This window comes from Bdellovibrio bacteriovorus (assembly GCF_041888015.1).
In the GTDB taxonomy this organism is placed as follows: Bacteria; Bdellovibrionota; Bdellovibrionia; order Bdellovibrionales; family Bdellovibrionaceae; genus Bdellovibrio.
Map to the genome: position 1 here is coordinate 703,693 of NZ_CP168968.1, position 23,258 is coordinate 726,950.

Sequence of the window (23,258 nt, forward strand, 5' to 3'; positions counted from 1 at the left end):
TTTCTGGCGATGGCGCGTTATGGTCATGACGCGGATGCTCTTTTTCGAGTGAAAAGGGGGGGTGTTTTTTTGTGTTTAAAGAGTGGGGAAACTAGGCTAAGACCTACTTCGTGCACTTTAGTTGTAAGATTTCAAACGCAGTTTTATCCGTCCTGGAGCAGCAAGGCGAAGACCTCAGCCAGCTGTATGAGCAGGCCCATCTTCCGATGGAGCTGCTTAAGGATTCGTCGTATTGGATGACGGCGCCGGAAATGGAAAATTTCCTGGAGTCTGTTCTGCGTCTTCCCCTGAAAAGAGAAGAAAATATTCTGCTGCGGGCAGGGCATGAAGGCCCGGAGCTGCGTGCCTGGGGTGTGTTGGATAGCGTTCTGCGCATGATGCCGCATCCTCAGGAGATCTTCAATCAGCCGGAACAATTCCTGTCGTACTTTATTTCTCCAAAGCCGCCGATTGAAAATCTTCGTCGTGACGAAGCCAGCATCTCATTTGATTTGCCTTTGCCAGCAGAGCAATACCCTTTGGTGACGACCTACCTGAAAGCAGCGTTTGAGTCCCTGCCAGTGTACGTCGGTCAGCCTCCAGCGGTGTGCCACTGGGAAGGCATCACGATTCAGTTGAACTGGTCCACGCAACAGAGTTCCATTTTTAGTGAAAGTGTCGGCCATCAAGTCAGTCCGGCCTTGTTCCAAAGCCTGATCGACGATCTTCAGCGCACTCAGCGTGAGCGTGAGGATCTGCAAAAATACGTCGGCGATCTGGAAGAAAAAATCCGCACGATTGAAAAACAAAATCTTAAATCCTCCACGGGAGTGCCACCAGAAGAGGCGACGAATAATGCTTCTTCCCTGTTGCCTCATGAAGGATCTCTGTCACACTTGAATTTTGACAGTGAAACTCCAGGATATGTTTTGAGTCAGAACCTGGCGCGTTTGCACGACTACATGGTGCGCGCACAGCAGCTGATCACCATGCTCGCTGCTCAGGGGAAAATGACCCCGGCGGTGAAAGAGGCCATGCGCCGAGTGGATTGGGAGTTCGTAAAGACCCAGTATCCACGTACGGTCTTTGAAAGCATGGACCTGGTTAAGAAAACTATGAATAAGAACGCCGAGAAAGAAGGAAATCATCATGTCTGAAATTATCAACATCGTCTCTCGTGAAATTCTTGATAGCCGTGGAAACCCAACTGTTGAGGTTGAAGTCACCACTGCTGATGGCAATATGGGCCGTGCGGCTGTTCCGTCTGGAGCCTCCACAGGCGCGCATGAAGCTTGTGAGCTTCGTGATGGCGATAAGAACCGTTTCTTGGGTAAAGGTGTTTTTAAAGCTGTTGATAACGTTCGTGAAAAGATCGCTCCGGAAATCATCGGCTTGCAAGTGACTGAACAAACTTACATCGACAAGATCCTGCGTGATATCGATGGTACTGAAAACAAATCCAACTTGGGCGCAAATGCGATTCTGGGTGTTTCTTTGGCAGTAGCTAAAGCCGCTGCGGCTGATTGCAATTTGCCTTTGTATCGCTATGTGGGTGGTTCTCAGGCAACTCGTTTGCCGGTGCCTTTGATGAACGTTCTGAACGGTGGTGCGCATGCGAACAACGGTCTGGATATTCAGGAGTTCATGATTGTTCCCACTGTGAACAACTCTTATGCGGAATCTCTGCGCGCGGGCGCTGAAATCTTCCACACTTTGAAAAAAAATCCTGGCGAAAAAAGGTCTTTCCACGGCGGTGGGTGACGAAGGGGGCTTTGCTCCTAAACTGGGTTCCAATCAGGAAGCTTTGGATCTGTTGATGAACGCGATCGTGGATGCGGGTTATGACCCGGGCCAGAATGTGTTCCTGGCATTGGACGTTGCTGCGACTGAAATGTTCAGAGACGGTAAATATCAATGGCAAGGTGGCCAGATCAGCCCGACCGAGCTTCTGGGTATCTACAAATCCTGGGGTGAAAAATATCCGCTGGTATCCATCGAAGACGGCTTTGCTGAAGATGACTGGGATTCCTGGGTTCAGTCCACAGCACAAATGGGTTCCACTATGCAGTTGATCGGTGATGACTTGTTCGTGACCAATCCAAAACGTCTGCGCATGGGCCTTGAGAAAAAAGCGGGTAACGCTTTGTTGGTGAAAGTGAACCAAATCGGAACATTGTCTGAAACTTTCGATGCTGTGAATCTGGCGCAAAGAAATAAATATCGCACGATCATGTCTCACCGTTCTGGTGAAACAGAAGATGTGACGATTGCTGACCTATCTGTGGCGTTGAACTGCCATCAGATTAAAACCGGCAGCTTGTGCCGTGGTGAAAGAACTGCGAAATACAACCAGCTTCTGCGTATTGAAGAAGATTTGGGTGGTATGGGCTTGTATTGGGATAAAGCGGCTTTTAGATAAGCCGCCCTGGAAAGTAAAATTGAAAAAGCCCTGCGGGTTGTGCTCGCAGGGCTTTTTGTTTTTTTTACTTGAGCCCTAGTTTGGCGGCGATGCGGGTGCCGTAGTCGGGATCGCATTTGGTGAAGTGGGCGATGTTTCGGCGTTGCAGACCTTCGGGGATCGACTTCATCGTTCCTGCGATGTTTGTTGTCAGGCGGTCTTTTTCAGCATCGCTCAGAATACGGTACAAGTTTCCGGCTTGTGTGAAGTCGTCGTTGTCCTTGTGGGAATCATGACGATCCAAAGTGCCTGACAAAGCCAACGCGGGTTCGCGTACTGAGGTGTCCTGCACGGGGCCGCCAAAGCCGTTGGGTTCGTAGTTGTCACTGCGACCACCATTGCCATCAAAGCGCATCGCTCCGTCGCGGTGATAAGCATTCACCTCTGAACGTGGGCGATTCACCGGCAGATACTGATAGTTCACACCCAGGCGATAGCGTTGAGCATCGGGATACGCGAACAGGCGTCCTTGCAGCATCTTGTCTGGAGAGAATCCCACGCCTGGAGGCACGTTGCTTGGCGAAAACGCAGCTTGTTCCACTTCCGCAAAATAGTTTTCAGGATTGCGGTTTAGCTCCAGCACGCCGACATCAATTAGAGGAAATTCTTTGTGAGGCCACACCTTGGTAAGATCGAATGGGTCGAAGCTGAACTGCTCGGCCTGGCGTTCTGTCATGATTTGCACTTTCAGAGCCCATTTTGGGAACTCTCCGCGCTCGATGGCCTCAAACAGATCACGACCTGCATAATCCGGATCTGATCCGGCCAGTTCAACAGCCTTTTCGACAGGAAGATTCTTAATTCCTTGCATGGATTTGAAGTGGAACTTCACCCACACGCGTTCGTTTTGGGCATTGATAAAGCTGAATGTGTGACTGCCATAACCATTCATAAAGCGATATCCGTCAGGAATGCCACGATCACTGAACAAGATCGTGATCTGATGAAGGGCTTCCGGGGCGTTCGCCCAATAGTCCCACATGCGCACAGGATTTTTGTAACCAGTCTGAGGATCACGTTTTTGCGAGTGAATAAAATCCGGGAACTTCAGCGGATCGCGCTCAAAGAACACAGGCGTGTTATTGCCCACGATATCCCAGTTGCCTTCTTCGGTATAGAATTTCAGAGCAAAGCCACGGGGATCTCGTTCGGTATCGGCAGAGCCTTTTTCTCCGGCTACTGTTGAAAAACGCAAGAAGGCGGAAGTCTTTTTGCCAATCTGAGAGAAAAATTTGGCTTTGGTAAAGCGGGTGATGTCATGAGTGACCGTAAAGGTGCCGTAAGCGCCGGAGCCTTTTGCGTGCACCACGCGTTCGGGAATGCGCTCACGGTTAAAGTGTGCCAGCTTTTCAATCAGGTGATAGTCCTGCAAAGCTACCGGGCCACGCGGCCCAGAAGTCAGGCTGTGTTGATTTTCAGAAACGGGGATACCTGCGGATGTTGTCAGTGTCTTTTTGCTCATGGAATTAAGCTCCTTTAGTTGAAAGGGAAAAAAGTTTCATCACGGCTGAAATTCGACGAAGGAAGCGGGGGCGGTCCTGCTGATTTTCAGAGTTCAGATCGGCTAGCAAGGTTGCGACCTCGTGACGGCCAAAGGCTTCGGCAAAAGTCAGAGCTGTTTGTCCTTTGGGATTGATCACGCGCGGATCAGCGCCAGCGCGAAGCAATTGCTGAACAATTTGTTTGTGCCCTTTGAAGGCCACGCCCATTAAGATGGTATTGCCGGAATCATCACGGGAGTTCACATCCGCGTGGCAGGAGATTAGCAGACTTACCAGGGAAGCGTGGCCATTGTAGGCCGCCAACATCAGCAGGGAGTGCCCTTTGTGGTTGCGCAAGTTGGGGTTTCCCAGATTTTCCAGATATTTTAAAACTTCAGAATAACGTCCTTCGCGCACGGAAGCGAAGATGGGATCTTCAGTTTGTGCCGTTTTAAGATAGTCGGACCATGTTCTCATAACACCTCTCATGAGGTTAAGATCGGTGATTTTTGACAATAAATCGAATCGATAAAAATCATCATAAATATTGATTTTATCTATAGTTGGAGGACTGGACCTAGGCCTCAGTCCTGTAGCCACACACCCAAGATCTGGCTAGAATAAATTTATGTCTTACACTCAGTTTGCAGTAGGTTTACGACGTTTTTTAAACAGCCCCGCGAAAGTGGCCGTGGCATGCCTGACGGTCTTTTCTATTTCCATCGTGGTGAATGGGAATGCCTTCCGACTGTGGGGGCTTCACCGGGATTTCGATCGTATCACCTTTGAGATTCAGCAAACGCGTCAGAACATTGCAGCCCTGTCGGGCCAACTAAAGCAGGCCAAGGATCCTTCGTTTATTGAGCGCCAGGCCCGCGATAAATTGGATCTGGCGGGTGAACACGACCTTGTCTTTGTTTTCCCTGAACAATAGTCTGCAACCCATCGCATTATCGAGTGCAAACCGCCTATAATAGAAATAGTATTCCTGCTCTATTAGAGGATACTTTTTTAAGTGAATCTAGGGGTTTATATGCTTGAGAATCAAAAGCTTGATTGGAATAAAGAATCTGTCCACGATCTTCGCCTGCGTTTAGGCTGGAGCCGCTCTGATCTTGCCCGTCGTTTACGTTGTTCATCTGAAGATATTGAAGCACTTGAAACTGGCCGACGCTCTGTTGAAGGGTCGTTGAAAGGCGAGTTGGAAATCATCCTTCGTCAGGCGGAAGCTTGCTGTGATGAGGTTATGTACACTCCCGCTGCGGAAGCGGAGCTGGATAAAAAAGCCTTGGAGCAGATCGACTTTTCCCGCGTGAAAGCCGACTTGAAATAAGCATCAAGCATCGACATTCGGGCCCCTGCGGTGTAGACCTTAGGTTTTACATCCGGAGGTCCTTATGAAAAAACTCTACCTCATTGACGTCAGCGCTATGTTCTTTCGCGCTTACTACGCGGTTCGTCCGCTGTCGTCTCCATCAGGATTGCCGGTTAATGCCATTTATGGCTTTTTGTCGATGATCATCAAGCTGCTCAAGGAAGAAAAGCCTGAGTATCTGGTGTTCTGTTATGACCGTAAAGAGCCGTCTTTCCGTAAAACCATGTACGAGGCTTACAAAGCTCATCGTACCGAAATGCCGGACGAACTGGCGCAGCAGATTCCTTACATCAAAAAACTGGCGGACTTACTGGGTGTACCTTCCTTTGAAGTGGAGTCCTTCGAGGCCGACGATATTATTGGAACTGCCGCCAAGTGGGGCCGCCGCAATGGCATGGAAGTATTCATTGTCAGCGGGGATAAGGACTTCGGTCAGTTGGTTGAAGACCACATCATTCTTTACGACACCATGAAAAATGTCCGCTACGATGCTCAAGGAGTCTTCGAAAAGTGGGGTGTGCGTCCGGATCAGTTCATCGACTATCTGGCGATTGTGGGGGACACCTCTGACAACGTGCCTGGGGTAAAGGGCATCGGCGAAAAAGGAGCCATCAAGCTTCTGGAGCAATTCAAGCATGTTGAAGATATTTATGAAAATATCGACAAGGTTGAAAGCAAGAGCGTTCGTGAAAAGCTGCTGGCATCCAAAGAAAATGCTCTTTTGTCCAAAAAGCTGGTCACAATTTCTTTGGATGTGCCAATGCCGGATGAGCTGGCAGCCTATAAGTTAAAACCTTTCCATACGGAAGAACTCAAGGCCTTGCTGCATGAACTGAACTTCCGAAGTTTTGAGAAGAGTTTGTTTGGAACCGTTTCTGAAACGGCTCCCGCGACGGCTCCTCCGGCAGTGGCTCCGAAAGAGCTGGTCACTGCGGCTCCTGCAGGGGCGACCATTTCTGTACAAGAGGATGTGGTTCCGACGATCGTGATTGCGAAGGAAGAGCGAAGCTTCGTTGAAAAAAGTCTGAACACGCGTGAGCTGGCCGATATTCTGAAGGAAAAGCAGAACTTATGGGGCTTTGCTGATGTTCGTGGCGTTTTTGTCGGAACTGAAAGCGAGATCATTGAGATTCCAGACTCAGAATTTTTGGGCAAGTTGACCGATACTTTCCAGATTCAATGGCATGGCTATGATTTGAAAAACTTCTGGCATAAAATTGGTGCACGCACACCGACAGCGGCCTGGGATTCCCAGTTGGCGGCGTATGTGCTGAAAGCCGGGGACACCTCTGATTTCGGCAAGATCTACACTCGCTTTATGGCGGACGTGCTGCCTGAATTGGCCTCACCAGCGTATTTGTACAATGCTCATTTGAACTTTGCCAAAACCCTGCAGGATCAACTTAAGAATGTGCAAGGCGAGCAGGTCTATCGTGAATTGGATTTGCCACTGGCGCGCGTGCTTTTGTCCATGGAACGCTATGGAGTGCGCATTGATAAGGATCTGTTGGCGCAGCAAAGTGCCGATCTTGCCAAAGAGATTTCCAGCTTGGAAGAAAAGATCCATGCCGCTGCTGGTGAATCCTTCAATGTCGGAAGCCCGAAACAGTTGGGCGTGGTTCTGTTTGAAAAGCTGGGACTGCCGGTTGGTAAAAAGACGAAGACAGGATATTCGACAGATGAGGAAGTTTTGCTGGGGCTGGATCATCCTATTGCCAAGCTGGTTCTGAGCTGGCGCGAGCTATCCAAGCTCAAATCCACTTATGTGGATGCCTTGCCAGCCATGATTGATCCGAAAGATGATCGTGTACATACCAGTTTCAATCAGGCGTTGACGACAACGGGCCGTCTTTCCAGCACAGCGCCCAACTTGCAAAATATTCCGATCAGAACAGAGCGCGGTCAGCAGGTGCGCAAGGCCTTTATTGCGGCTCCTCGCATGAAGCTTCTTTCTGTCGATTATTCTCAGATTGAATTGCGTATTCTGGCGCATATTTCGGAAGATCCGAACTTGTGCAAGGCATTTGCTGACGACCTAGATATTCACGCCGCAACAGCATCAGAAGTCTTTGGGGTTCCTTTAAAAGAGGTCACTTCTGAACATCGTCGATCCGCCAAGGCGGTGAATTTCGGTATTGCGTACGGACAAGGGGCCTTCGGCTTGGCCGAGAATCTGGGTATTTCCAGAACCGAGGCTAAGGACATTATTGACCGCTACTTCAGTCGTTTCAAAAACGTGCGTGAATATATTGATGGCACAGTCAAGATGGCCCATGAAAAGGGCTATGTTGAGACCCTGTTCGGGCGTCGCCGCTATATCGAAGAACTTCAATCCAAAAATATGGCTATGAAGAAGTTCGGTGAACGAGCCGCGATCAATGCACCTATTCAGGGAACAGCCAGTGATTTGGTGAAAAAAGCGATGATCGAGGTCTTTGAAAAAGTGCCGGTGCGCATGCTGCTGCAAGTGCACGATGAATTGATTTTTGAGGACTTTGAAGAAAACCTGAAAAAGCACTCTGCAGAACTGGTTCACATTATGGAAAATGTGGTGAAGCTGAAAGTGCCTTTGAAAGTGAATTACGCCATCGGTAACAACTGGGACGAGGCCCACTAAAACAGGGCCCGCCGTTTTAAGGGAAACTATTCCGTTTCCCAGCCCACCACGCGACCGCCTTCGAAGTAAACGTATCGTGTTTCTTTGCGATAGCCTTCGGGGGCGGAAACAAACTTCTGATATTTCCAGCGTTCGTTCTTATAGATTGGATTTCCGGAAACCTCCACACTCATCGGGTCCCCCCAGGAGCGTTTAACATAATCCTGAGGCATGCCGACCGCGATGTCCTGAGTTTCAATCAAGCCTTTCATTTCCTCATGAGGGGCTTGAGAGCGGCTCCAGATATTATTGCGGTTGATCCATTGCTGGCGACCTTCGATGGAGGGTACAGACAGGAAATCGATTTTTTCCGCATCGCTCTTCAGCCACGGCAGGATCTTGGAATACTGTTCACGCTCTTTGCGCGAGGACAGGCTGCGCTCCAACTGGCGAATTTGCTGACGATTGCGGATTTCCTGAATATCTTTGCCGCTAAGATTAGCAGGGTCTTTGCCCAATTCATACGCGGTCTGACGTGTTTCGCGGTCATAGGTGCCACGATCTGACTGATCACTGTAACGAATGTCTTGAGGACTGCCTGCATATCCACTTTCTGTGGAACGGTGGAGATTTGCACAACCGGACAAGGCCATAGCGGCCACAAATACCAAAATCGATACTCTCATTATAAAGCTCCTACCCCTTTATGCTAGCCGATGGACTTCTGTTTATAAATTGTTCTTGCGGCGTATTTGATTCCTTCCTTACAATCGTCTTGGGGGAATGCATTTGGCTGAGCAGGAAAACACGACCAAAGTTGAGGAAGAGATCAAGGACGGCGCCACCGAAGGGGAAGGCGAAGATTTGATGTCTTTGGAGTCCTTGGACTCTGTTTTGGCTGAAGAAGATCCTGACTTTGCCAAATCTCTAAATGAAATCGGCCCGGATGTGGTGGGTGCGGGCGAGATCTACGAAGAAGGTCTTGAGCTGGAGTACACCTTGGCTGAGGAAGAAAAGCTTTGGCAATCAGCCACAGGTTTTCGCGCAAAGCTTTTAAAAGTCTTCCCGTTCCTGCCTAAGATTTCCTACAAGATCAAGATGAAGCGTACGGTGTTGCGCTTAAGCTTTAGAAAATTCAAAGAACAAGCTCGCCATCGTATTGTGAATGCAGGACCCTTGACGCTGGCCTGGCTGAAGTCAGCTTTGACGGGAACGAAGAAGACCGTTGGGGACGGGCTGACGTCTTTCAAAGGTTATTCTTTATTGAAGAAGTTGTCCTTGCTGGGCTTAGTGGTAGCGACCGGGGTTGCTGGATTTGTTTTGTATCGGGTCAGCACGAAGGGTTTGCTGCCGCACAGGGAAGATCTGTTTGTTCGTTCTTTGGCAGATTGGTCTTCGCAAAAATACCAATATGATCCCAAAACCGAAACGGAACCTTTTTACGACTCAACCCGTGCGGCTCAGAATATTTTTTTGATGAAACGTATGGTGGTGAATTTACGCCGTTCTGGCGAAGCCGGCGCAAATCCCATGGGGGCGTTTGAGTTCTATGTGGAAGGCGCGGCCTCTGATGTCGTCGTGGAAATCAAAGACCGCGAAGCGGAAGTGGAAGACTTGTTCCTGAGGACGATCGAAGAGATGACCTTCGATCAGGTATCCTCAGCGGAAGGTAAGCAGGCTCTTTGCGAGCGTTTGCGCAAAGAGGTTAATAAGGTTCTGACGAAAGGTTATGTTCGTCGCATCTTTATCAAAACGGCGATCGTTAAACCTTAAAATTGGCCAAATCAATATTGTAGTACTTCAGGCGGTCATGCAGAGTGCTTTTGGGCATTCCCAGGTCTTGGGCAGTTCTGCGTTGATTGCCACGATTGGCTTCCAGACGCTTGATGATCATCTGCTTTTCAATCTCTTTGATGACTGGAATATCATTGGTGACACGATCTTCTGATTTTTCCAGCAGGGTTTTATCCAGCAGCTTTTCAATATGATTTTCTGTGATATGCATGCGCGGGTAAAGAGCCGCAGCCCGGCTGACCAGATTTTTCAGTTCACGAATATTCCCCGGCCACGGATGCTTTTTAAGGCGGACAATCGCACCGTGAGAAAAGCGCACGCGCATTTTCTTGGCAAAGGTATAAAGCAGCTCTTCAAAGTCCTCCATGCGCAAAGACAGTGCAGGGGGAGCAATCGTGACAACATTCAAGCGGAAATATAGATCTGCACGGAATAGGCCTTCGCGAATTTTTTGTGCCAGATTCTGGTGAGTGGCCGCGATGATGCGAACGTCTGTGCGCACGTTGCGGTCTGCCCCTACCGGGCGGATCTCATTATTTTCCAAAGCGCGCAGCAGTTTGGCCTGTAAGCCGTACGAAAGATCGCCAATCTCATCCAGGAAAAGGGTGCCTGCGCGAGCAGCTTCAAAGGCTCCTTTGCGGTCATTGATGGCGCCTGTAAAGCTGCCTTTGATATGACCAAACAACTCACTTTCAATCAGGGTTTCACTGAGGGCGCTGCAGTTGACACTGACAAAAGGACCCTGATTGCGGCTGCTTTGTTCGTGCAGAGCATGAGCAATAACATCCTTACCGGTTCCAGAAGGTCCCAGAATCAACACGGGGAATTCAGTTTGGGAAACGTTGGACAGGGCTTGCAGCTCTTCATTCCAGACTTCGTTGCGGCTAGTGATAGGGAAGGGATTATTGGCTCTCTCTTGAGTCAGGAACAAAAACTCCTGATCTCCCAGGCGAATCACATCGCCTTCATTCAGAAAGGCTTCCATCACGCGAGCATCGTTGACGAAGGTGCCACTATTCGAGCGCAAGTCGCGAATCAGATAGGCCTGATCCTTCTTTTCGATGCGGGCGTGGCGATCTGCGACGTCAGTTCCGAGGATTTGGAACTGGCAGTTTGAATCCCTGCCGAAGGTTGAGAAGTCCTGAAGGCTGAGGGTTCTTCCGTTTTCATCCATAGTTTTCAAAAAGGCCTGTGACATGGGGTCTCCTGCTTAAAAAATGTCCAGCGTGAGTGCCGGGTTTGATGCTTTGGGCCTATTCAAGTCCCTGGCCGGGCTGGACTCAAATATAAGGGGGGCTCGGGGTTTTTCGACTCACCAGATTATCGGTGGGGAGACTTGATTCCGAGAATTGAGAAAAGGGGGGAGCTTTGATAGTCTTAGCTATGCCAAAGACGATTCAATTTATTAAAAGTGCCGTTCTGGAAAAAGACTTCCCTGTCCATAAAAAAGCAGAAGTAGCCATCGCCGGCCGCTCCAATGCCGGAAAGTCGTCTTTCATCAATGCGATGACCAAAAATAAGATCGCTAAAGTCAGCTCAACGCCGGGTAAAACACGTCTGTTGAACTTCTTTGATTTGGATCAGTCCTATGTTCTGGTGGATATGCCGGGGTACGGGTTTGCTGCGCGTTCGGGTGACGAAATGCGTGAATGGCACCGCATGATCGAAACCTATCTGATGAATCGTGAAAATCTGCGCGGTCTGGTGCTGGTGATGGATATTCGCCGTGCGTGGACTCAGGATGAAGAGCTTTTGAAAGAGTTCTCTGAAAGACGTGGCTTCCCTTTGGCTGTCGTATTAACCAAGGCCGATAAAATGTCCCGCAGTCAGATGTTGCAGGCGACGGCGAAAGTCAAAAAGGCTTCGGGCCTTAGTGCCGTGTTCCCGGTCTCTTCTTTGAAGAAAGAGGGCCAGGATGCAGTCGAAGAATACATTTACGAAAATTGGGTAAAAGAATGAAAATTGTTGGCGTGATCCCCGCTCGTTTTGGCTCCACACGATTCCCAGGAAAACCTCTGGTGAACTTGAAAGGCCGCCCCCTGATTCAGTGGACGGTGGAAGGAGCCAAGAAGTCCAAACTTCTGAGCGAGGTGATTGTCGCCACCGATCACGAAGGCATCAAAGCCGCGGCCGAAGCTGTGGGTGTCAAAGTCGTGATGACTGACAGTGAACTTCCGACCGGAAGCGATCGTATTCATGCCGCTATTAAAGACGTGGAGTGTGATGTTGTTGTTAACATCCAGGGTGATGAACCGTTGGTGACGGGCGAGTTGATTGACCGTCTGGCACAGGTCTTTGTGGATGATCCAAAGATGGATATGGCCACGCTGGCTCATCCTATCAGTGCGGAAGAACTGCAGTCTCCGAACTCTGTTAAAGTAGTGACGAATATCCGTGATGAAGCTCTTTATTTCAGTCGTTATGCCATCCCGTATTCACGCGTTTCCGCAGCGGATGCCGGGACGACGGACGGTTGCCTGAAGCATATTGGCATGTATGCCTATTCCAAAAGTTTTTTAAAGCAGTTCTGTGAAGCTCCTCCGGCCCTCATCGAGAAAGCCGAGAGTTTGGAGCAGCTTCGCGCTCTGTATTTAGGTGCAAAAATCAAAGTTATCAGAGTCAAGGAAGCCAGTATCGGGGTGGATACTCCCGAGGACTTGGCGCGACTCGAAAAACTCTTAAGCTCACAGGGGATGTAATGGCGAAGAGAAAGACAACTACCAAGGTTTCAACAGCAAAATCGACGAAGAAAGCTTTGAAACAGAAATTTATTTTTGTCACCGGGGGCGTTGTTTCCTCGATTGGCAAGGGACTGACAGCAGCAAGTCTTGGGGCTTTGCTGGAAGGCCGTGGTCACAAAGTGACCATCATGAAATTTGACCCTTATTTGAACGTGGACCCGGGCACGATGTCTCCTTTGCAGCACGGTGAAGTGTATGTGACGGAAGATGGCGCTGAAACAGATCTGGATTTGGGCCACTATGAACGCTTTACTTCGGCCCTGATGAATCGTTCCAACTCTGTTTCCACGGGGCAGATTTACGACACGGTTTTGAATCGTGAAAGACGCGGGGACTATCTGGGCGGTACGGTTCAGGTCATTCCTCATATTACTGAAGAAATCAAAGCGCGTATTTACGAAGCAGCTCAAGGCAGTGAGATCATTCTTGTAGAGATCGGCGGAACTGTCGGGGATATCGAAGGTCAGCCGTTCCTTGAAGCCATTCGTCAAATGCGCAATGATGTGGGTGTGGAAAACTCAGTCCTGGTGCATGTGACTTATGTGCCTTACATCGCTGCAGCGGGCGAACTAAAATCAAAGCCGACTCAGCACTCAGTGAAAGAGCTGCGTGAAATTGGTTTGCAACCGGATTTCCTGGTCTGCCGCAGTGAAAAGATCATTGATGACAACCTGAAAGCCAAAATCGGATTGTTCTGTTCTGTAAAACCTGAAAACGTGATCGCCGCTCAGGACAGTCGCTTCATTTATGAAGTGCCATTGTCTTTGCATAAAGAAAAGTTGGATGAGCTGATCATCGCACGTTTGGGCCTTTCTGCGGGTAAACTGAATCTGAAAGGGTGGCAGAATCTGGTGAAGATTCTGGGGAGCCCGGCTCATACCGTTAAGATTGGTGTGGTTGGAAAGTATGTGGATTTGAAAGAATCCTATAAATCCCTGCATGAATCCCTAGTGCATGGTGGTGTTGCCAACAATGCTCGTGTGGAAATTATCTATGTCGATTCCGAGAGCGTGACCGACAAAACAGTGAATTCTTTGTTGGGAAAAGTGGACGGAATTCTGGTGCCGGGTGGTTTCGGAACAAGAGGTGTGGAAGGTAAAATCACGGCGATCAAATTTGCCCGTGAAAAACGTATTCCATTCTTCGGTATCTGCTTCGGGATGCAGTTGTCGGCCATTGAGTTTGCTCGCAACGTTTGTGGTATCAAAGATGCGACCAGCCGTGAATTCCATGCGGAAAACAAACGCAGTGGCAATTTTGTGATCGATTCCATGGTTGAACAACGAGGCATCGTCAACAAAGGCGGAACAATGCGTTTGGGCGCTTTCCCTTGCGCGATTGTTTCCGGCACGCGTGCGCACCAAGTCTATAAGAGTTCGTCCATTATGGAACGTCACCGTCACCGCTTTGAATTTAATAACAAGTACAAAGCTTTGTTTGAAAAAAATGGCATGGTGGCTTCTGGAATCTGTAAAGAGCGTGATCTCGTTGAGATCGTGGAACTGCCGGATCACCCATGGTTTATCGGGGTGCAATTCCATCCGGAATTCAAATCCAAGCCTCTGGCTCCGCATCCCCTCTTCGTGCACTTTGTAAAAGCCAGCTTGAAGAAGAAGTAAGAAAGGTTTTGTTCTATGTCTAAGGTGATTCAACAGGCTTTGAAAGTTTTGGATGTCGAAGCTCAGGCGATTCTGGCTTTGAAAGAGCGAATAGGTCCCGATTTTGAAAAAGTGGTGCAGATGATTAAAGCCTGTGACGGAAAGATCGTTCTGACCGGGATGGGGAAATCCGGCCAAATCGCGCGCAAACTGGCGAGTACTTTTTCCTCGACCGGAACTCCGGCGGTGTTCTTACATCCTGCGGAAAGTTCTCACGGGGATCTGGGGTTGGTGGAAAACAACGATCTGGTGATGGCTTTATCCTATGGGGGAGAGTCACCGGAATTCGCAGGTATTTTGCGCTTTGTGAATCGCAAAGGGATTCCACTGGTGGCGATCACCGGGAAGCCGGAATCTTCCTTAGCGAAGGCCGCTCAGGTGACTTTGAATGTGCATGTTTCTGAAGAGGCTTGTCCTTTGGGTTTGGCCCCCACCGCGAGCAGTACGGCAACTTTGGCGATGGGTGATGCCATTGCCATGGCCGTGATGGCGGAAAAAGGTTTCAGCTCTGACGACTTTGCGGAATTCCATCCCGGTGGAAGTCTGGGCTATCGCCTGCTGACTCGCGTTCGCGATGTGATGCATGCCGGGGACGCTTTGCCGACAGTCAGTCTGGATATGCCAATTCGTCAGGTTTTCACTATCATGACCCATAAAGATGTGCGCGGTGCTGCCGGTATCGTGGATGAAAAAGGGGACTTGGTGGGGGTTATCACAGATGGTGATATTCGCCGCCGCTTGGAAAAGTCCAATGATCCATTAACTGGTGTTGCCAAAGATTTGATGACGACGAATCCGCGTACCATTGATGCCAATGAGCTGGCGGAAAAGGCGCTGTTTGTGATGGAACAGTTTCAGATTCAAATGGTCTTTGTTCTGGACAAAGAGTCGTCCCAGCCGAGAAAGCCTGTGGGCATCCTGCACATTCAGGATTTGTTGCGCGCAAAAGTTCGCTAGGTTTTATCGCTGCGATCGAGGACTTTTTCAAACAGCCCCTCGATCGCGTCTTCCAGAATATCAATCACCTCATCAAATCCTTCGGCCCCGCCATAATAAGGGTCCGGGACGCCTTTGTGTTTTCTTTCAGAGCAATAGTCAGTAATGAGTGACAGCTTGGAAAGCAAAGTGGGGTCAGGGCAGATGCGTTTGATAAAGTCCAAGTTGGAAGAGTCCATTGCCAGAATCCAATCAAAATCATAAAAGTCGGATTCGCGGATTTGGCGAGAGATGCTGGTCAGTTCATAGCCACGGCGACGAGCATGCAGGATACTGCGGGGATCTGAGGATTCCCTGTCATGGGCTCCCGAAGTCCCGGCAGAGTCAGCCACCCATGGCAGATCTTTCTGTTGAATAAGATGCGCCGCCACGGCTTCTGCAGTCGGGGATCGACAGATATTTCCTAAGCAAACAAAGAGTAACTTTTGGCTTTTCATTTAAAAGATTTTAGAGCTATTATTGGACCTTGTCACTATGTGGGGCTGTAGCTCAGCTGGGAGAGCGCAACGCTGGCAGTGTTGAGGTCGTCGGTTCGATCCCGATCAGCTCCACCATTTTCTCTTTTTCCGTTTTGTAATTGTTTGTATTTTGGCTTCGTTGTGGGTTTTCCTTGGATCGGGATGCGAGCCCGACGACGTCGGTCGCCGACCCGCCTTCGCGGGGCGGCTCCCTCCATGCTCCGCAATAAAAAGCGCCACTGTCGCTTTTTACCGCGGGCACAAGGTTCGATCTCTTTGTGCTTGTTTTGTGGGGGTGCTGATTTTGCAGTTCTCATTGAAAACAAAAAACAGTGTAGAAAGCCGGACTAAAGACGGTGTGGAGGCATCTCTGAGATTCCGATAACGAATCATGGCATATGTACTAGTTGTTTCTATTCTCGTAGCCCTCTCGGTGTTAGCAGTTTTTTTAAGTCGTAGATTTTTTAGTGCAGATGCGAGGGCGCAACGAGATTTGAATAAATATTTGCGCAGTGACCTTTCCTTTGTGGAGGTTGGAAGATTATATGAGCGATACATCGGGCATTTATATGAAAAAGAAGGCTACGACGTTGTGTATAACGGGGCACTTCGTGGTATCTCCGATCTGGGACGTGACCTTGTAGTCGGCTGCGTTGATGAGGTTTTTGTTATTCAAGTTAAATGCTGGGCGAAGTATAAGGAAATTAAAGAAAAGCATATTTTTGAACTTTTTGGCACAACGACTCACTTTAAGCTGACATCGGAAGGGGCAGGGCGTTCGGTCAAAGCAGTTTTCTATACGACTGCTAGGTATAGTGATGGAGCCAAGCACGTTGCAAAGGTTCTGGGGGTGGACTTAAAGACGGAACGACTGGACCGTTTTTACCCGATGATAAAATGTAGCATTTCTGCAGATGGAAAGAAGCTTTACTACCTACCTTTTGACGTGAATTACGATAAAATCAAAATCAATCTTCATAGAGATGAGCTATTTGCACAAACCGTTAAAGAAGCTGTTGGCAAGGGCTTTAAGAGAGCCGGATAGTTAGTATCTTTGTGCTGGAGCTGTTCAAGGAGGCAGTAAACCCTCCTTATTTTTTCAGAGATCTATAAATCTCATCCCAGTCAATGTCCTTGGTCTTGGCGAAGACCTGTTCTTCTTCTTCTGCGGAAAGAGCTTCATAGCCCCGGTGCTGACGCCAGCCGTATCCCCAGCGAAACGGGGTTTTAAATTCGGGGCCGCCACCGACGCGAACTCCGACCCAGTATAAGTCTCCGGTTTTTTGATCGGAAGCTTTACTAATGCAAGAGCGCAGCTCTTCATCTGCAAGGGATTTTTGCTCGACCGTGCCCCCTTGCCAGTACTGATAGTCGTGGCGCACACAGCATTGCAGGAAAGCCCGAGGTTCTTTGTGAGTGCCATCCGGGCTAATGCTGCAACCGTCAGTGGTGAAGGGAAGCAGCTCGTTGGATCTTTTCAGGACCGAGCTGCAGGACGCAAATATCAGGGTAAATAGAATAAGGCCGAACAGTTGTTTCATCTCCTCAAGCATACGAGATCTGCTTGAGGGAAAGAACTATTTTGTTTTTACCGAAGCGCCGCGAACTTGTTGGATATAATCCACAATCTGAGCTTCTGCGGCCAAGCGGGCTTTGCCTTGAGCTTTGGTTTTGGTGAATTGTCCATTCAGCATGACTTTTTGAATAGTGTCATCCACAACAATGGCGTGTCCGGCATTTTTCAAGATGGCTCGTGTATCCATGACCGCTTTCAAATAGCGGGTCATCTCGTTGATTTCAACGTCATTGTAACGATTCAAATCCAAAGACCACTTCATACCCAAAAGACCCAGTTTGATTTTGGTTTTCAGGTCCTTGTCGATATTGCTGGCTTTGGCAACCAGCATGGTCAGGATAAAGTTCTGGCGAGCCTGAAGGATCTGAATCAGTTTACTTTCAAAGGCCAAGAGGTCATAAGACGCCGGAGCCAGATCGTTGATAGAAATACGGCCAGCATCCAGTTCGGTCTTTTGTTTCAAGGCGCGTTCGATCAAAGAAAGCATCGACATGTGCTCAATGCCTTTGGGGTCAACGCGATTTTTCTGTTTGTCGTTGACCTCGTGTAAAGTCGTCACCAAGGCCAGGAAGTTCATATCGGTATTGTTGTCTGAAGTCGGAGAGATGAACTCTTCCGTTGGAGCATATTCATGAATCTCGCGGATAAATTCGCGTGCGGCTGAAGAGGCCAGCTCTTCGCGGCGATGATCGTTGTCCAGGCCCTGCATGGACCATAACTGGAATTCATAAGCCCAGAAATACTTCACTCCCAGGCTCAGCTTTTTTGCCATCTCTTTGGATTCGTTCATCTGCTGCAGGAATTCCTTGCGCAGAAGGGCGGCATTACCCTGGCGAAGGGCATCGTAAAGCTCGGCAGTTTTGTCATCCAAAGAGCCGGATTTTTTATCCAGCTCCGACGTCTTTTCTTCCATGCGCTTGGTGGTTTCACTCATTTCCACCGTGGCCTTGTGCATGTCATCCAGATTCTTTTTTACTTCACAGGCGCTAGTCAGACTGCCAACACAGGCAAGCACCAGCAGGGTTTTCAAACGTGAATCCCGAATCATAGATCCTCCAGACCGATAGATATCTCCGGAGGTAAAGCATAAAGGATGCCATCAAGACTAGAGCTTGGATTCTAATACAGAGTTTTATACGGGTTTTTCTGAACGCTCTGTAATGCAAAGACTGTCCTTCTTTTTGACAGAGCGGCAAAAAACCTCATCAACGTGCTATGTAGTACACGCCATCTTCCGGTGCGGGGCAGGCCCCCTTAAACAGGCGGCTGTGTGATGGCACCAGATAGACGCGACTCCACTTGTATCCGTTGCTTGTGACTACGGAAGAAGGACGAGGGTCGATATAAATCAGATCCCCATCCACAGTCTGTCCGCAGACTTTGGCGCTGGTGCCAGGGGCTGCGCGGATGTTACGGGTATCCACAACTTTCACTTGAGAATAACGTTGATCCACATCTGTGGGCAGACCTGATATCCAAGCCGCGATGATCTTGTTTACGCGCTCGCCTTCAGCGGTGCCATAGATTTGCTCTTTGTCTGCCGGAGGCATGGGGGTATAGCCCTCAACCCGTGCCACGGCTCCGTAGATTTTACTGCGCTCCACTTCGCGAGGCAAAATCCATTCATTCTTGATCAGGAAATCCAGATTGCTGAAGCGGTCGCTGGCGATATCCTGAGCTTGCATGTTACCGTGACATCCCAGGCAGTGCTTCTGAATCAGGCCTGTCTGAATCTGACGATAGCCTTCTTCCAGCTTCGCATTTTCGCGAATGGCAGATCGCCAAGCCAGCAGTTGCACCTGCGGGTCCACGCTGGAGCGGCGGCCTTCGCAGGGCTCTTGATAGTTTGCATCTTGCGTGCGGGCCAGGCGCAGGATCGTGCGGTTTTCGCGATCTTCAACAATCCATAAAGATCCATCCGAGGCTTCGGTAAAGGCCACCGGCGCGCCTTTCGGACGTACGCCTTTGACTTCATCCCATTTGGAAATGATCTCGCGGTAAGAACCGTGGCGATCCATGCCTCCGTGAGGCGCAAAGCCTTTGCGGGCGGAGCAAGCCCCTCTTTGATTGATGTTGTAGGCCGAGTTCTTTTCGTCTGCGCGAGGGCGTCCTTTGTCGTCAACAGGGTAGGCCACCAGGCGTTGTCCCGCCGGTTGGTAGCCGTGCCAGGTCACCAGCAGTTGACCACCGAAAAGATCGGCGAACATCTTTCCTTTGTAATAAGCCATGTGCAAAGGGGCTACATGCGGTGGCATCAACAGCCACGGGGCTTGATAGTCGCCGACCTCACGAGGTTGTATTTGTTCACAGTCCACGGGTTTTTTAAATTGCTGGTGCAGAGGAAGGTTTTTGTTTTCTGGGAACAGCCATTCCGGCGAAGTGGCGTGGAAGTTATAGCAATAAGGCCATCCATAGTGATAGCCACGGCCGTGATCCAGGTCGACGACGTTGATTTCCTCATAGGGCTCTTCCAGCTCTTGGAAGTCGCGGCTGTTTTCTCCTTGAATCAGGAAGCCGGCATCAGAAATTGCCATTGCCATTGAATTGCGAAGACCCGCTGCCGCCACTTCAAAGAAACGCAAACCCTTTGGGGGAATGTTTTTAAGATGTTCAGCCGGAATGCGATAGATAGCACCGTTGCCTTGAGCTTGCTCTTCGGGGCAGGTTTTGTAAGCGCCCGTTCCTTGAACCACACAGTGATCGCTGGGCGAGCCGGAGTTGATATAAAGATCCCCATTGCGTGGATCAAACACGAATTGGGACAGAGGATGCATGTAGCCCTCTTTGCGAGCGATATCGCCAATCACCAGCGTCCAATCTGTCAGCTGGTTGTTGCGCAAATGAAATTTCGAAATGCGCGTGCGTTCTCCGATGTAGAAGAACCCATCTGGTCCCAGCGCCAGTCCATGTGGAGTTTCCAATCCAACTTTGAGAGCTTTGATTTCATAAGGACCTGCCGCAGAGGGGGTCAGTAGGAACAGGCGGCCGTTTTGAGGGCTCCAGCCCCCCATGTCCACGACGAGGAAACTGCGAGTGCTTCCGATTTGCAGAATGGTGCGGGGCTTGATGAAGCTTTTTTGAGTGGCATTGTCCATAGCCCGGTCCCGCGGCATGACCATCCCAAGGCAAGTTCCCTGCATTGTTTCAACTTGCACACGGGGGAAACCGTCGCAAGAGGTGTCAGTGGGATCATAGAGATAACCACTTTTATCCAGCACCATGCGAGAGGCCGCAGCTCCACGTTGGACGGGATTGTTTTTGCTTTGGAAATAGGAACACTGAACCAGGACTAAAGTCAGAACGGACAATAATAGAATGCGCATATTTTCCCCGGAAAGAGTCTTTATTATAGAAGACCTTTCCAGGGTTTTGAAAAACAATTCTGTTATTGCTTGCTGAGACTGACTGAAGGTGTAGTGGAAATCGTGTTGTATTCCGCCAGGTAAGATCCCGTATCGAAAGCCAGAGGGATGAACTCAGTATAGCTAATCGCGCGAGGACCGGAGCGGTTGTTGATCATCTGCGCCACTTTGTTTTTGATCATCTGGCTGGCCACACCGCGATCGGAACTGTTCTGATCCATATCCGCATGCAGAAGAATGGCAAAGAAGAACTCACCATCTTTGGTGGAAATACTGCCCGCCAGAGTTTTGGCTTTGTTCACAGTTCCAGTTTTAGCGACCATCGCTCCGCTGGCAACCCCGCCAAAGTTATCCACAGTAGAGTCAGAATCTTTATTGGCAACAGCAATCACATCACTGAGCTTGTAGCCTTTTGCCGTCAGGGCCTTGTTCAATGCATAGATGGCTTTGATCATGGTTTCGCAACTGGCTTCGTTATAGACGGGTTTTGCGGTTGTACCCTCGTTATTGCCGGAACCGTTATGGAATACGATCTGACTACTGGTTGCATTCAGAGTCGCTTGCGCAAATGCATTAAAGGCCGTTGTACCGCCCAGATTCCAGTAAAGGTTGTCGGCGATATAGTTGTTGGACTGGTTGTTCATACGTTTCAGTAGCATACGCAAAGGAGCTGATTTCAATACGACAGAAGCTGTCAGCTGATCTTTTTGGTATTTGGCTTTGGGTACAAATTCCACAGCACGCACAGAGATTTTTGGTTTCTCGAGCATGAAGACATTGTTCTTTGTCGCTTTGGAACGCAGATTTGTATACATGGACTGATTGATCGCGGTGGCGAAGTATTCAGTCAGGTGTTTGCGAACCACGGCGGCTTGTTGTTCAATGGTATCGTATTTTGGTGTGACTCCACCAATCAAAGGGGATTCTTCCGCTAACCAGTGCATCAGGAAGTTTTCATCGAAGGTGAGGCTTTCAATGCTGGTGATCTTCATGCGATTGAGTTCGGAAATCAGGAAGTAACTCATGTTGCGACCGAACATAGGGTCGCGACTGCCTTCGATATGAATGTCCATTTTGCCATTCGCTGTTGGCGTCATATGCAGGATGGTTTTATAGCGATAATCCACACCGAGCTTTTCGACAGCCCACAAAGACGTCACAATCTTGGAGATAGATGCCAAAGGAAACTTCTTTGCAATATCACCATCACCTTTGATCTCTTTGGTGCTGGCGGACGTTTTCATGTGGCAGACGGAGTTGACATAAACTTTGGCCGAAGCCACAGAGGAAACCAGTAAAGTTCCAGCTACTGCCGTTAGAATATTTTTTGCGAACAGACGTACCATGGGCACTCCTTCCAGACGTTTGCCGCTGTTTCATAATCTGTGCCCGGAGGTTTTTCAATATGCTGCCATCTATAGAGGAAAGGGCTGTCAAATAGCCTGACAGGTGACAATAAAGGGACCCAAAAAAGGTCCCTTTCTGGAAAGGACACTGCCTAATAGCAATAATCCACGGCGTATCGAGTGTTGCCCCAGCGGTCCCAAGCTTCGCAATAGACACGATATCCGGCGATATATTCGGAATAGCAACCATAGCCACGGGCCCAGCAGGAGATGGTATATCCGCCCGCGCAGCGGGTCCACGCACGGCAGGTGTAAGTTTGGGCTTCAGGGGTTGAGCTGAGTTTTTCGGTGCCGCCGCTGACATCCTGGGCAACATCCAGCACCTGATCAAGATAGTTCAGGCCCGCACTGACATCACCGGTGGCCTGCGCCGAAGGAAGGCTGAACAAGAAGGCGAACATAGTGATTGCGAACAGAGTTTTCATAGATCCTCCTATTTTGGGGTGCATGACTCTTCTGACTACAAGATTAGGATGTGAATTTGAAATCAGCCAATCGCGGGTGGTCTTAGTGGCAGAATAAACATTCAATGGTTTCGGTCTTGTAATCTGTCGAACGACAGTGTGTAGATTGTCAGGACAGGCAAGAGCACAGAGGCAATTAAGACTCTGTCATTATGTTTTATTTTGGTTGAGATAACAGGCGATTGTTTGAAAGATGGGCCCTTCCTGATTATTTCTGTGGAGGCAGGGTATGTTGGATTTCACAGTCCTCAATTCATCGTTCGCAAACCCCACTTGGATTTCCGTCATCTATGCTTTTCTGCTCAGTTTTATTCTGGGTACGGCTTTGGCTGTGGCGTATGTGCGCACCTTTCGCGGTCTTTCTTACTCACTCAACTTTCTACATGGACTGGTGCTGCTTCCCATCGTGATCGCTATTGCGATGCAAGCCATCGGTGACAATGTGGCTCGCGGTATCGGAATGATTGGGGCGTTGTCATTATTGCGTTTCCGCACCAACGTCAAAGACCCTCGCGATATGTTCTTTATTTTCGCTTCCTTGGCAGTCGGACTGGCTTCGGGGGTGCATGCTTATGGTATTGCCATTATTGGTGCGGTCTGCTTTATCGCGGCCCTGATGGTGCTGCAAAAATCTCCTTTTGTATCCGGACCGCAGTTCGATGGTCTGTTGCGTTTGAATCTGGCGCGGATCGGTGATGATCAGCGTGAAGTGGAGGACATCTTAGGTCGTTCATGCCGGCATTTTGCTTTGGCGACAATCCGCGAGATGGGGCAAGGGGACCGGTTGGATTTTTCATATCAGGTACGCTTGAAACCTCAGGCGACATCCGCTGACTTGGTGGAGCAGTTGGGCAAAGTGTCCTCGGTCCGAGGACTGAATTTTATGAACCAGGAATCGGTGATCGAGGTCTGAT

Annotated in this window: 21 protein-coding genes, 1 tRNA gene and 1 pseudogene; 13 read left to right on the forward strand and 10 right to left on the reverse strand. The window is 49.4% G+C overall.

Annotated features, from left to right (window positions below):
- The first annotated feature begins 110 nt into the window (after window positions 1-110).
- Window positions 111-1,136 carry a hypothetical protein gene (locus tag ACES2G_RS03480; RefSeq protein ID WP_374001352.1) on the forward strand — a complete coding sequence of 342 codons (1,026 nt, stop codon included), beginning with the start codon at window positions 111-113 and terminating at the stop codon, window positions 1,134-1,136.
- Window positions 1,129-2,398 (forward strand): annotated as a pseudogene (gene eno / locus ACES2G_RS03485) (phosphopyruvate hydratase). Before ACES2G_RS03480 ends, eno begins: the two are co-directional and overlap by 8 nt.
- A gap of 64 nt (window positions 2,399-2,462) precedes the next feature.
- Here the strand turns inward: eno and ACES2G_RS03490 are convergent.
- Both ACES2G_RS03490 and ACES2G_RS03495 read right to left on the reverse strand, forming a co-directional pair.
- Window positions 2,463-3,899 carry a catalase gene (locus ACES2G_RS03490; RefSeq protein ID WP_374001353.1) on the reverse strand — a complete coding sequence of 479 codons (1,437 nt, stop codon included), beginning with the start codon at window positions 3,897-3,899 and terminating at the stop codon, window positions 2,463-2,465.
- Window positions 3,900-3,903: 4 nt separating this feature from the next.
- On the reverse strand, window positions 3,904-4,395 hold the full coding sequence (locus ACES2G_RS03495; protein WP_347356965.1) for an ankyrin repeat domain-containing protein: 492 nt from the start codon (window positions 4,393-4,395) through the stop codon (window positions 3,904-3,906).
- A gap of 151 nt (window positions 4,396-4,546) precedes the next feature.
- Between ACES2G_RS03495 and ACES2G_RS03500 the strand changes: the two genes are divergently transcribed.
- The 3 genes from ACES2G_RS03500 (at window position 4,547) to polA (ending at window position 7,910) form a co-directional block, all read left to right on the forward strand.
- A complete protein-coding gene (locus tag ACES2G_RS03500; protein WP_347356967.1) occupies window positions 4,547-4,852 on the forward strand; it encodes a septum formation initiator family protein in 306 nt (101 codons plus the stop codon).
- Window positions 4,853-4,951: 99 nt separating this feature from the next.
- Window positions 4,952-5,251 (forward strand): helix-turn-helix transcriptional regulator, encoded by a 300-nt coding sequence (locus ACES2G_RS03505; RefSeq protein WP_347356970.1) that lies wholly within the window; start codon window positions 4,952-4,954, stop codon window positions 5,249-5,251.
- A 64-nt stretch (window positions 5,252-5,315) separates the two neighbouring features.
- Window positions 5,316-7,910, forward strand: a complete 2,595-nt coding sequence (gene polA, locus ACES2G_RS03510) for a DNA polymerase I (RefSeq protein ID WP_374001354.1) — start codon at window positions 5,316-5,318, stop codon at window positions 7,908-7,910.
- Window positions 7,911-7,936: 26 nt separating this feature from the next.
- On the opposite strand, the gene ACES2G_RS03515 is transcribed toward polA, so the two are convergent.
- Window positions 7,937-8,575, reverse strand: a complete 639-nt coding sequence (locus ACES2G_RS03515; RefSeq protein ID WP_347356973.1) for a hypothetical protein — start codon at window positions 8,573-8,575, stop codon at window positions 7,937-7,939.
- A gap of 97 nt (window positions 8,576-8,672) precedes the next feature.
- Here ACES2G_RS03515 and ACES2G_RS03520 point away from each other — a divergent pair, with 97 nt between their 5' ends.
- Window positions 8,673-9,662, forward strand: coding sequence for a flagellar basal body-associated FliL family protein (locus tag ACES2G_RS03520; RefSeq protein ID WP_374001355.1), 990 nt, complete (start codon window positions 8,673-8,675; stop codon window positions 9,660-9,662).
- On the opposite strand, the gene ACES2G_RS03525 is transcribed toward ACES2G_RS03520, so the two are convergent.
- Window positions 9,652-10,881 (reverse strand): sigma 54-interacting transcriptional regulator, encoded by a 1,230-nt coding sequence (locus ACES2G_RS03525; protein ID WP_374001356.1) that lies wholly within the window; start codon window positions 10,879-10,881, stop codon window positions 9,652-9,654. The genes ACES2G_RS03520 and ACES2G_RS03525 overlap by 11 nt on opposite strands.
- 170 nt (window positions 10,882-11,051) lie before the next feature.
- Between ACES2G_RS03525 and yihA the strand changes: the two genes are divergently transcribed.
- Genes yihA through ACES2G_RS03545 form a run of 4 tightly spaced genes read left to right on the forward strand, consistent with a single transcriptional unit; the run spans window position 11,052 to window position 15,039 of the window.
- Entirely contained in the window at window positions 11,052-11,642 is a 591-nt protein-coding gene (gene yihA / locus ACES2G_RS03530) for a ribosome biogenesis GTP-binding protein YihA/YsxC (RefSeq protein WP_347356978.1), read from the forward strand.
- Window positions 11,639-12,382: a 3-deoxy-manno-octulosonate cytidylyltransferase gene (kdsB, locus tag ACES2G_RS03535; RefSeq protein WP_347356980.1), complete on the forward strand. Its 744-nt coding sequence runs from the start codon at window positions 11,639-11,641 to the stop codon at window positions 12,380-12,382. The genes yihA and kdsB overlap by 4 nt, the downstream gene beginning before the upstream one ends.
- Window positions 12,382-14,043, forward strand: coding sequence for a CTP synthase (locus tag ACES2G_RS03540; RefSeq protein ID WP_347356982.1), 1,662 nt, complete (start codon window positions 12,382-12,384; stop codon window positions 14,041-14,043). The genes kdsB and ACES2G_RS03540 overlap by 1 nt, the downstream gene beginning before the upstream one ends.
- Before the next feature lie 15 nt (window positions 14,044-14,058).
- The gene (locus tag ACES2G_RS03545) at window positions 14,059-15,039 is read left to right on the forward strand and encodes a KpsF/GutQ family sugar-phosphate isomerase (protein ID WP_347356983.1); all 981 of its coding nucleotides are present in this window, start codon (window positions 14,059-14,061) and stop codon (window positions 15,037-15,039) included.
- On the opposite strand, the gene ACES2G_RS03550 is transcribed toward ACES2G_RS03545, so the two are convergent.
- Window positions 15,036-15,515 carry a low molecular weight protein-tyrosine-phosphatase gene (locus ACES2G_RS03550; RefSeq protein ID WP_347356985.1) on the reverse strand — a complete coding sequence of 160 codons (480 nt, stop codon included), beginning with the start codon at window positions 15,513-15,515 and terminating at the stop codon, window positions 15,036-15,038. The genes ACES2G_RS03545 and ACES2G_RS03550 overlap by 4 nt on opposite strands.
- Window positions 15,516-15,556: 41 nt before the next feature.
- Between ACES2G_RS03550 and ACES2G_RS03555 the strand changes: the two genes are divergently transcribed.
- Both ACES2G_RS03555 and ACES2G_RS03560 read left to right on the forward strand, forming a co-directional pair.
- Window positions 15,557-15,632 (forward strand) — tRNA-Ala (locus tag ACES2G_RS03555).
- Between the two features lie 295 nt (window positions 15,633-15,927).
- Window positions 15,928-16,581 (forward strand): restriction endonuclease, encoded by a 654-nt coding sequence (locus ACES2G_RS03560; RefSeq protein WP_347356987.1) that lies wholly within the window; start codon window positions 15,928-15,930, stop codon window positions 16,579-16,581.
- A 46-nt stretch (window positions 16,582-16,627) separates the two neighbouring features.
- On the opposite strand, the gene ACES2G_RS03565 is transcribed toward ACES2G_RS03560, so the two are convergent.
- The 5 genes from ACES2G_RS03565 to ACES2G_RS03585 all read right to left on the reverse strand — a co-directional run bounded on the left by ACES2G_RS03565 (window position 16,628) and on the right by ACES2G_RS03585 (window position 22,305).
- A complete protein-coding gene (locus tag ACES2G_RS03565) occupies window positions 16,628-17,077 on the reverse strand; it encodes a helicase (protein WP_347356989.1) in 450 nt (149 codons plus the stop codon).
- Window positions 17,078-17,113: 36 nt separating this feature from the next.
- Window positions 17,114-18,160 (reverse strand): hypothetical protein, encoded by a 1,047-nt coding sequence (locus tag ACES2G_RS03570; RefSeq protein ID WP_347356990.1) that lies wholly within the window; start codon window positions 18,158-18,160, stop codon window positions 17,114-17,116.
- Between the two features lie 157 nt (window positions 18,161-18,317).
- Entirely contained in the window at window positions 18,318-20,435 is a 2,118-nt protein-coding gene (locus tag ACES2G_RS03575) for a sorbosone dehydrogenase family protein (protein WP_374001357.1), read from the reverse strand.
- 62 nt (window positions 20,436-20,497) lie between these two features.
- A complete protein-coding gene (locus ACES2G_RS03580; RefSeq protein ID WP_374001358.1) occupies window positions 20,498-21,820 on the reverse strand; it encodes a D-alanyl-D-alanine carboxypeptidase in 1,323 nt (440 codons plus the stop codon).
- Between the two features lie 152 nt (window positions 21,821-21,972).
- Complete coding sequence (locus ACES2G_RS03585) at window positions 21,973-22,305, reverse strand: hypothetical protein (RefSeq protein ID WP_347356993.1); 333 nt, start codon at window positions 22,303-22,305, stop codon at window positions 21,973-21,975.
- A gap of 268 nt (window positions 22,306-22,573) precedes the next feature.
- Here ACES2G_RS03585 and ACES2G_RS03590 point away from each other — a divergent pair, with 268 nt between their 5' ends.
- A complete protein-coding gene (locus ACES2G_RS03590; protein ID WP_347356994.1) occupies window positions 22,574-23,257 on the forward strand; it encodes a DUF4956 domain-containing protein in 684 nt (227 codons plus the stop codon).
- Window position 23,258: the final 1 nt, after the last annotated feature.

Coding starts and splice junctions, on each gene's coding strand:
- ACES2G_RS03590 (WP_347356994.1), top strand. CDS start 22,574: ATGTTGGATTTCACAGTCCTCAATTCATCGTTCGCAAACCCCACTTGG.
- ACES2G_RS03520 (WP_374001355.1), top strand. CDS start 8,673: ATGCATTTGGCTGAGCAGGAAAACACGACCAAAGTTGAGGAAGAGATC.
- ACES2G_RS03505 (WP_347356970.1), top strand. CDS start 4,952: ATGCTTGAGAATCAAAAGCTTGATTGGAATAAAGAATCTGTCCACGAT.
- ACES2G_RS03515 (WP_347356973.1), bottom strand. CDS start 8,575: ATGAGAGTATCGATTTTGGTATTTGTGGCCGCTATGGCCTTGTCCGGT.
- polA (WP_374001354.1), top strand. CDS start 5,316: ATGAAAAAACTCTACCTCATTGACGTCAGCGCTATGTTCTTTCGCGCT.
- ACES2G_RS03495 (WP_347356965.1), bottom strand. CDS start 4,395: ATGAGAACATGGTCCGACTATCTTAAAACGGCACAAACTGAAGATCCC.
- ACES2G_RS03525 (WP_374001356.1), bottom strand. CDS start 10,881: ATGTCACAGGCCTTTTTGAAAACTATGGATGAAAACGGAAGAACCCTC.
- ACES2G_RS03565 (WP_347356989.1), bottom strand. CDS start 17,077: ATGAAACAACTGTTCGGCCTTATTCTATTTACCCTGATATTTGCGTCC.
- ACES2G_RS03560 (WP_347356987.1), top strand. CDS start 15,928: ATGGCATATGTACTAGTTGTTTCTATTCTCGTAGCCCTCTCGGTGTTA.
- ACES2G_RS03545 (WP_347356983.1), top strand. CDS start 14,059: ATGTCTAAGGTGATTCAACAGGCTTTGAAAGTTTTGGATGTCGAAGCT.
- ACES2G_RS03580 (WP_374001358.1), bottom strand. CDS start 21,820: ATGGTACGTCTGTTCGCAAAAAATATTCTAACGGCAGTAGCTGGAACT.
- kdsB (WP_347356980.1), top strand. CDS start 11,639: ATGAAAATTGTTGGCGTGATCCCCGCTCGTTTTGGCTCCACACGATTC.
- ACES2G_RS03490 (WP_374001353.1), bottom strand. CDS start 3,899: ATGAGCAAAAAGACACTGACAACATCCGCAGGTATCCCCGTTTCTGAA.
- ACES2G_RS03585 (WP_347356993.1), bottom strand. CDS start 22,305: ATGAAAACTCTGTTCGCAATCACTATGTTCGCCTTCTTGTTCAGCCTT.
- ACES2G_RS03575 (WP_374001357.1), bottom strand. CDS start 20,435: ATGCGCATTCTATTATTGTCCGTTCTGACTTTAGTCCTGGTTCAGTGT.
- ACES2G_RS03550 (WP_347356985.1), bottom strand. CDS start 15,515: ATGAAAAGCCAAAAGTTACTCTTTGTTTGCTTAGGAAATATCTGTCGA.
- ACES2G_RS03570 (WP_347356990.1), bottom strand. CDS start 18,160: ATGATTCGGGATTCACGTTTGAAAACCCTGCTGGTGCTTGCCTGTGTT.
- ACES2G_RS03500 (WP_347356967.1), top strand. CDS start 4,547: ATGTCTTACACTCAGTTTGCAGTAGGTTTACGACGTTTTTTAAACAGC.
- ACES2G_RS03540 (WP_347356982.1), top strand. CDS start 12,382: ATGGCGAAGAGAAAGACAACTACCAAGGTTTCAACAGCAAAATCGACG.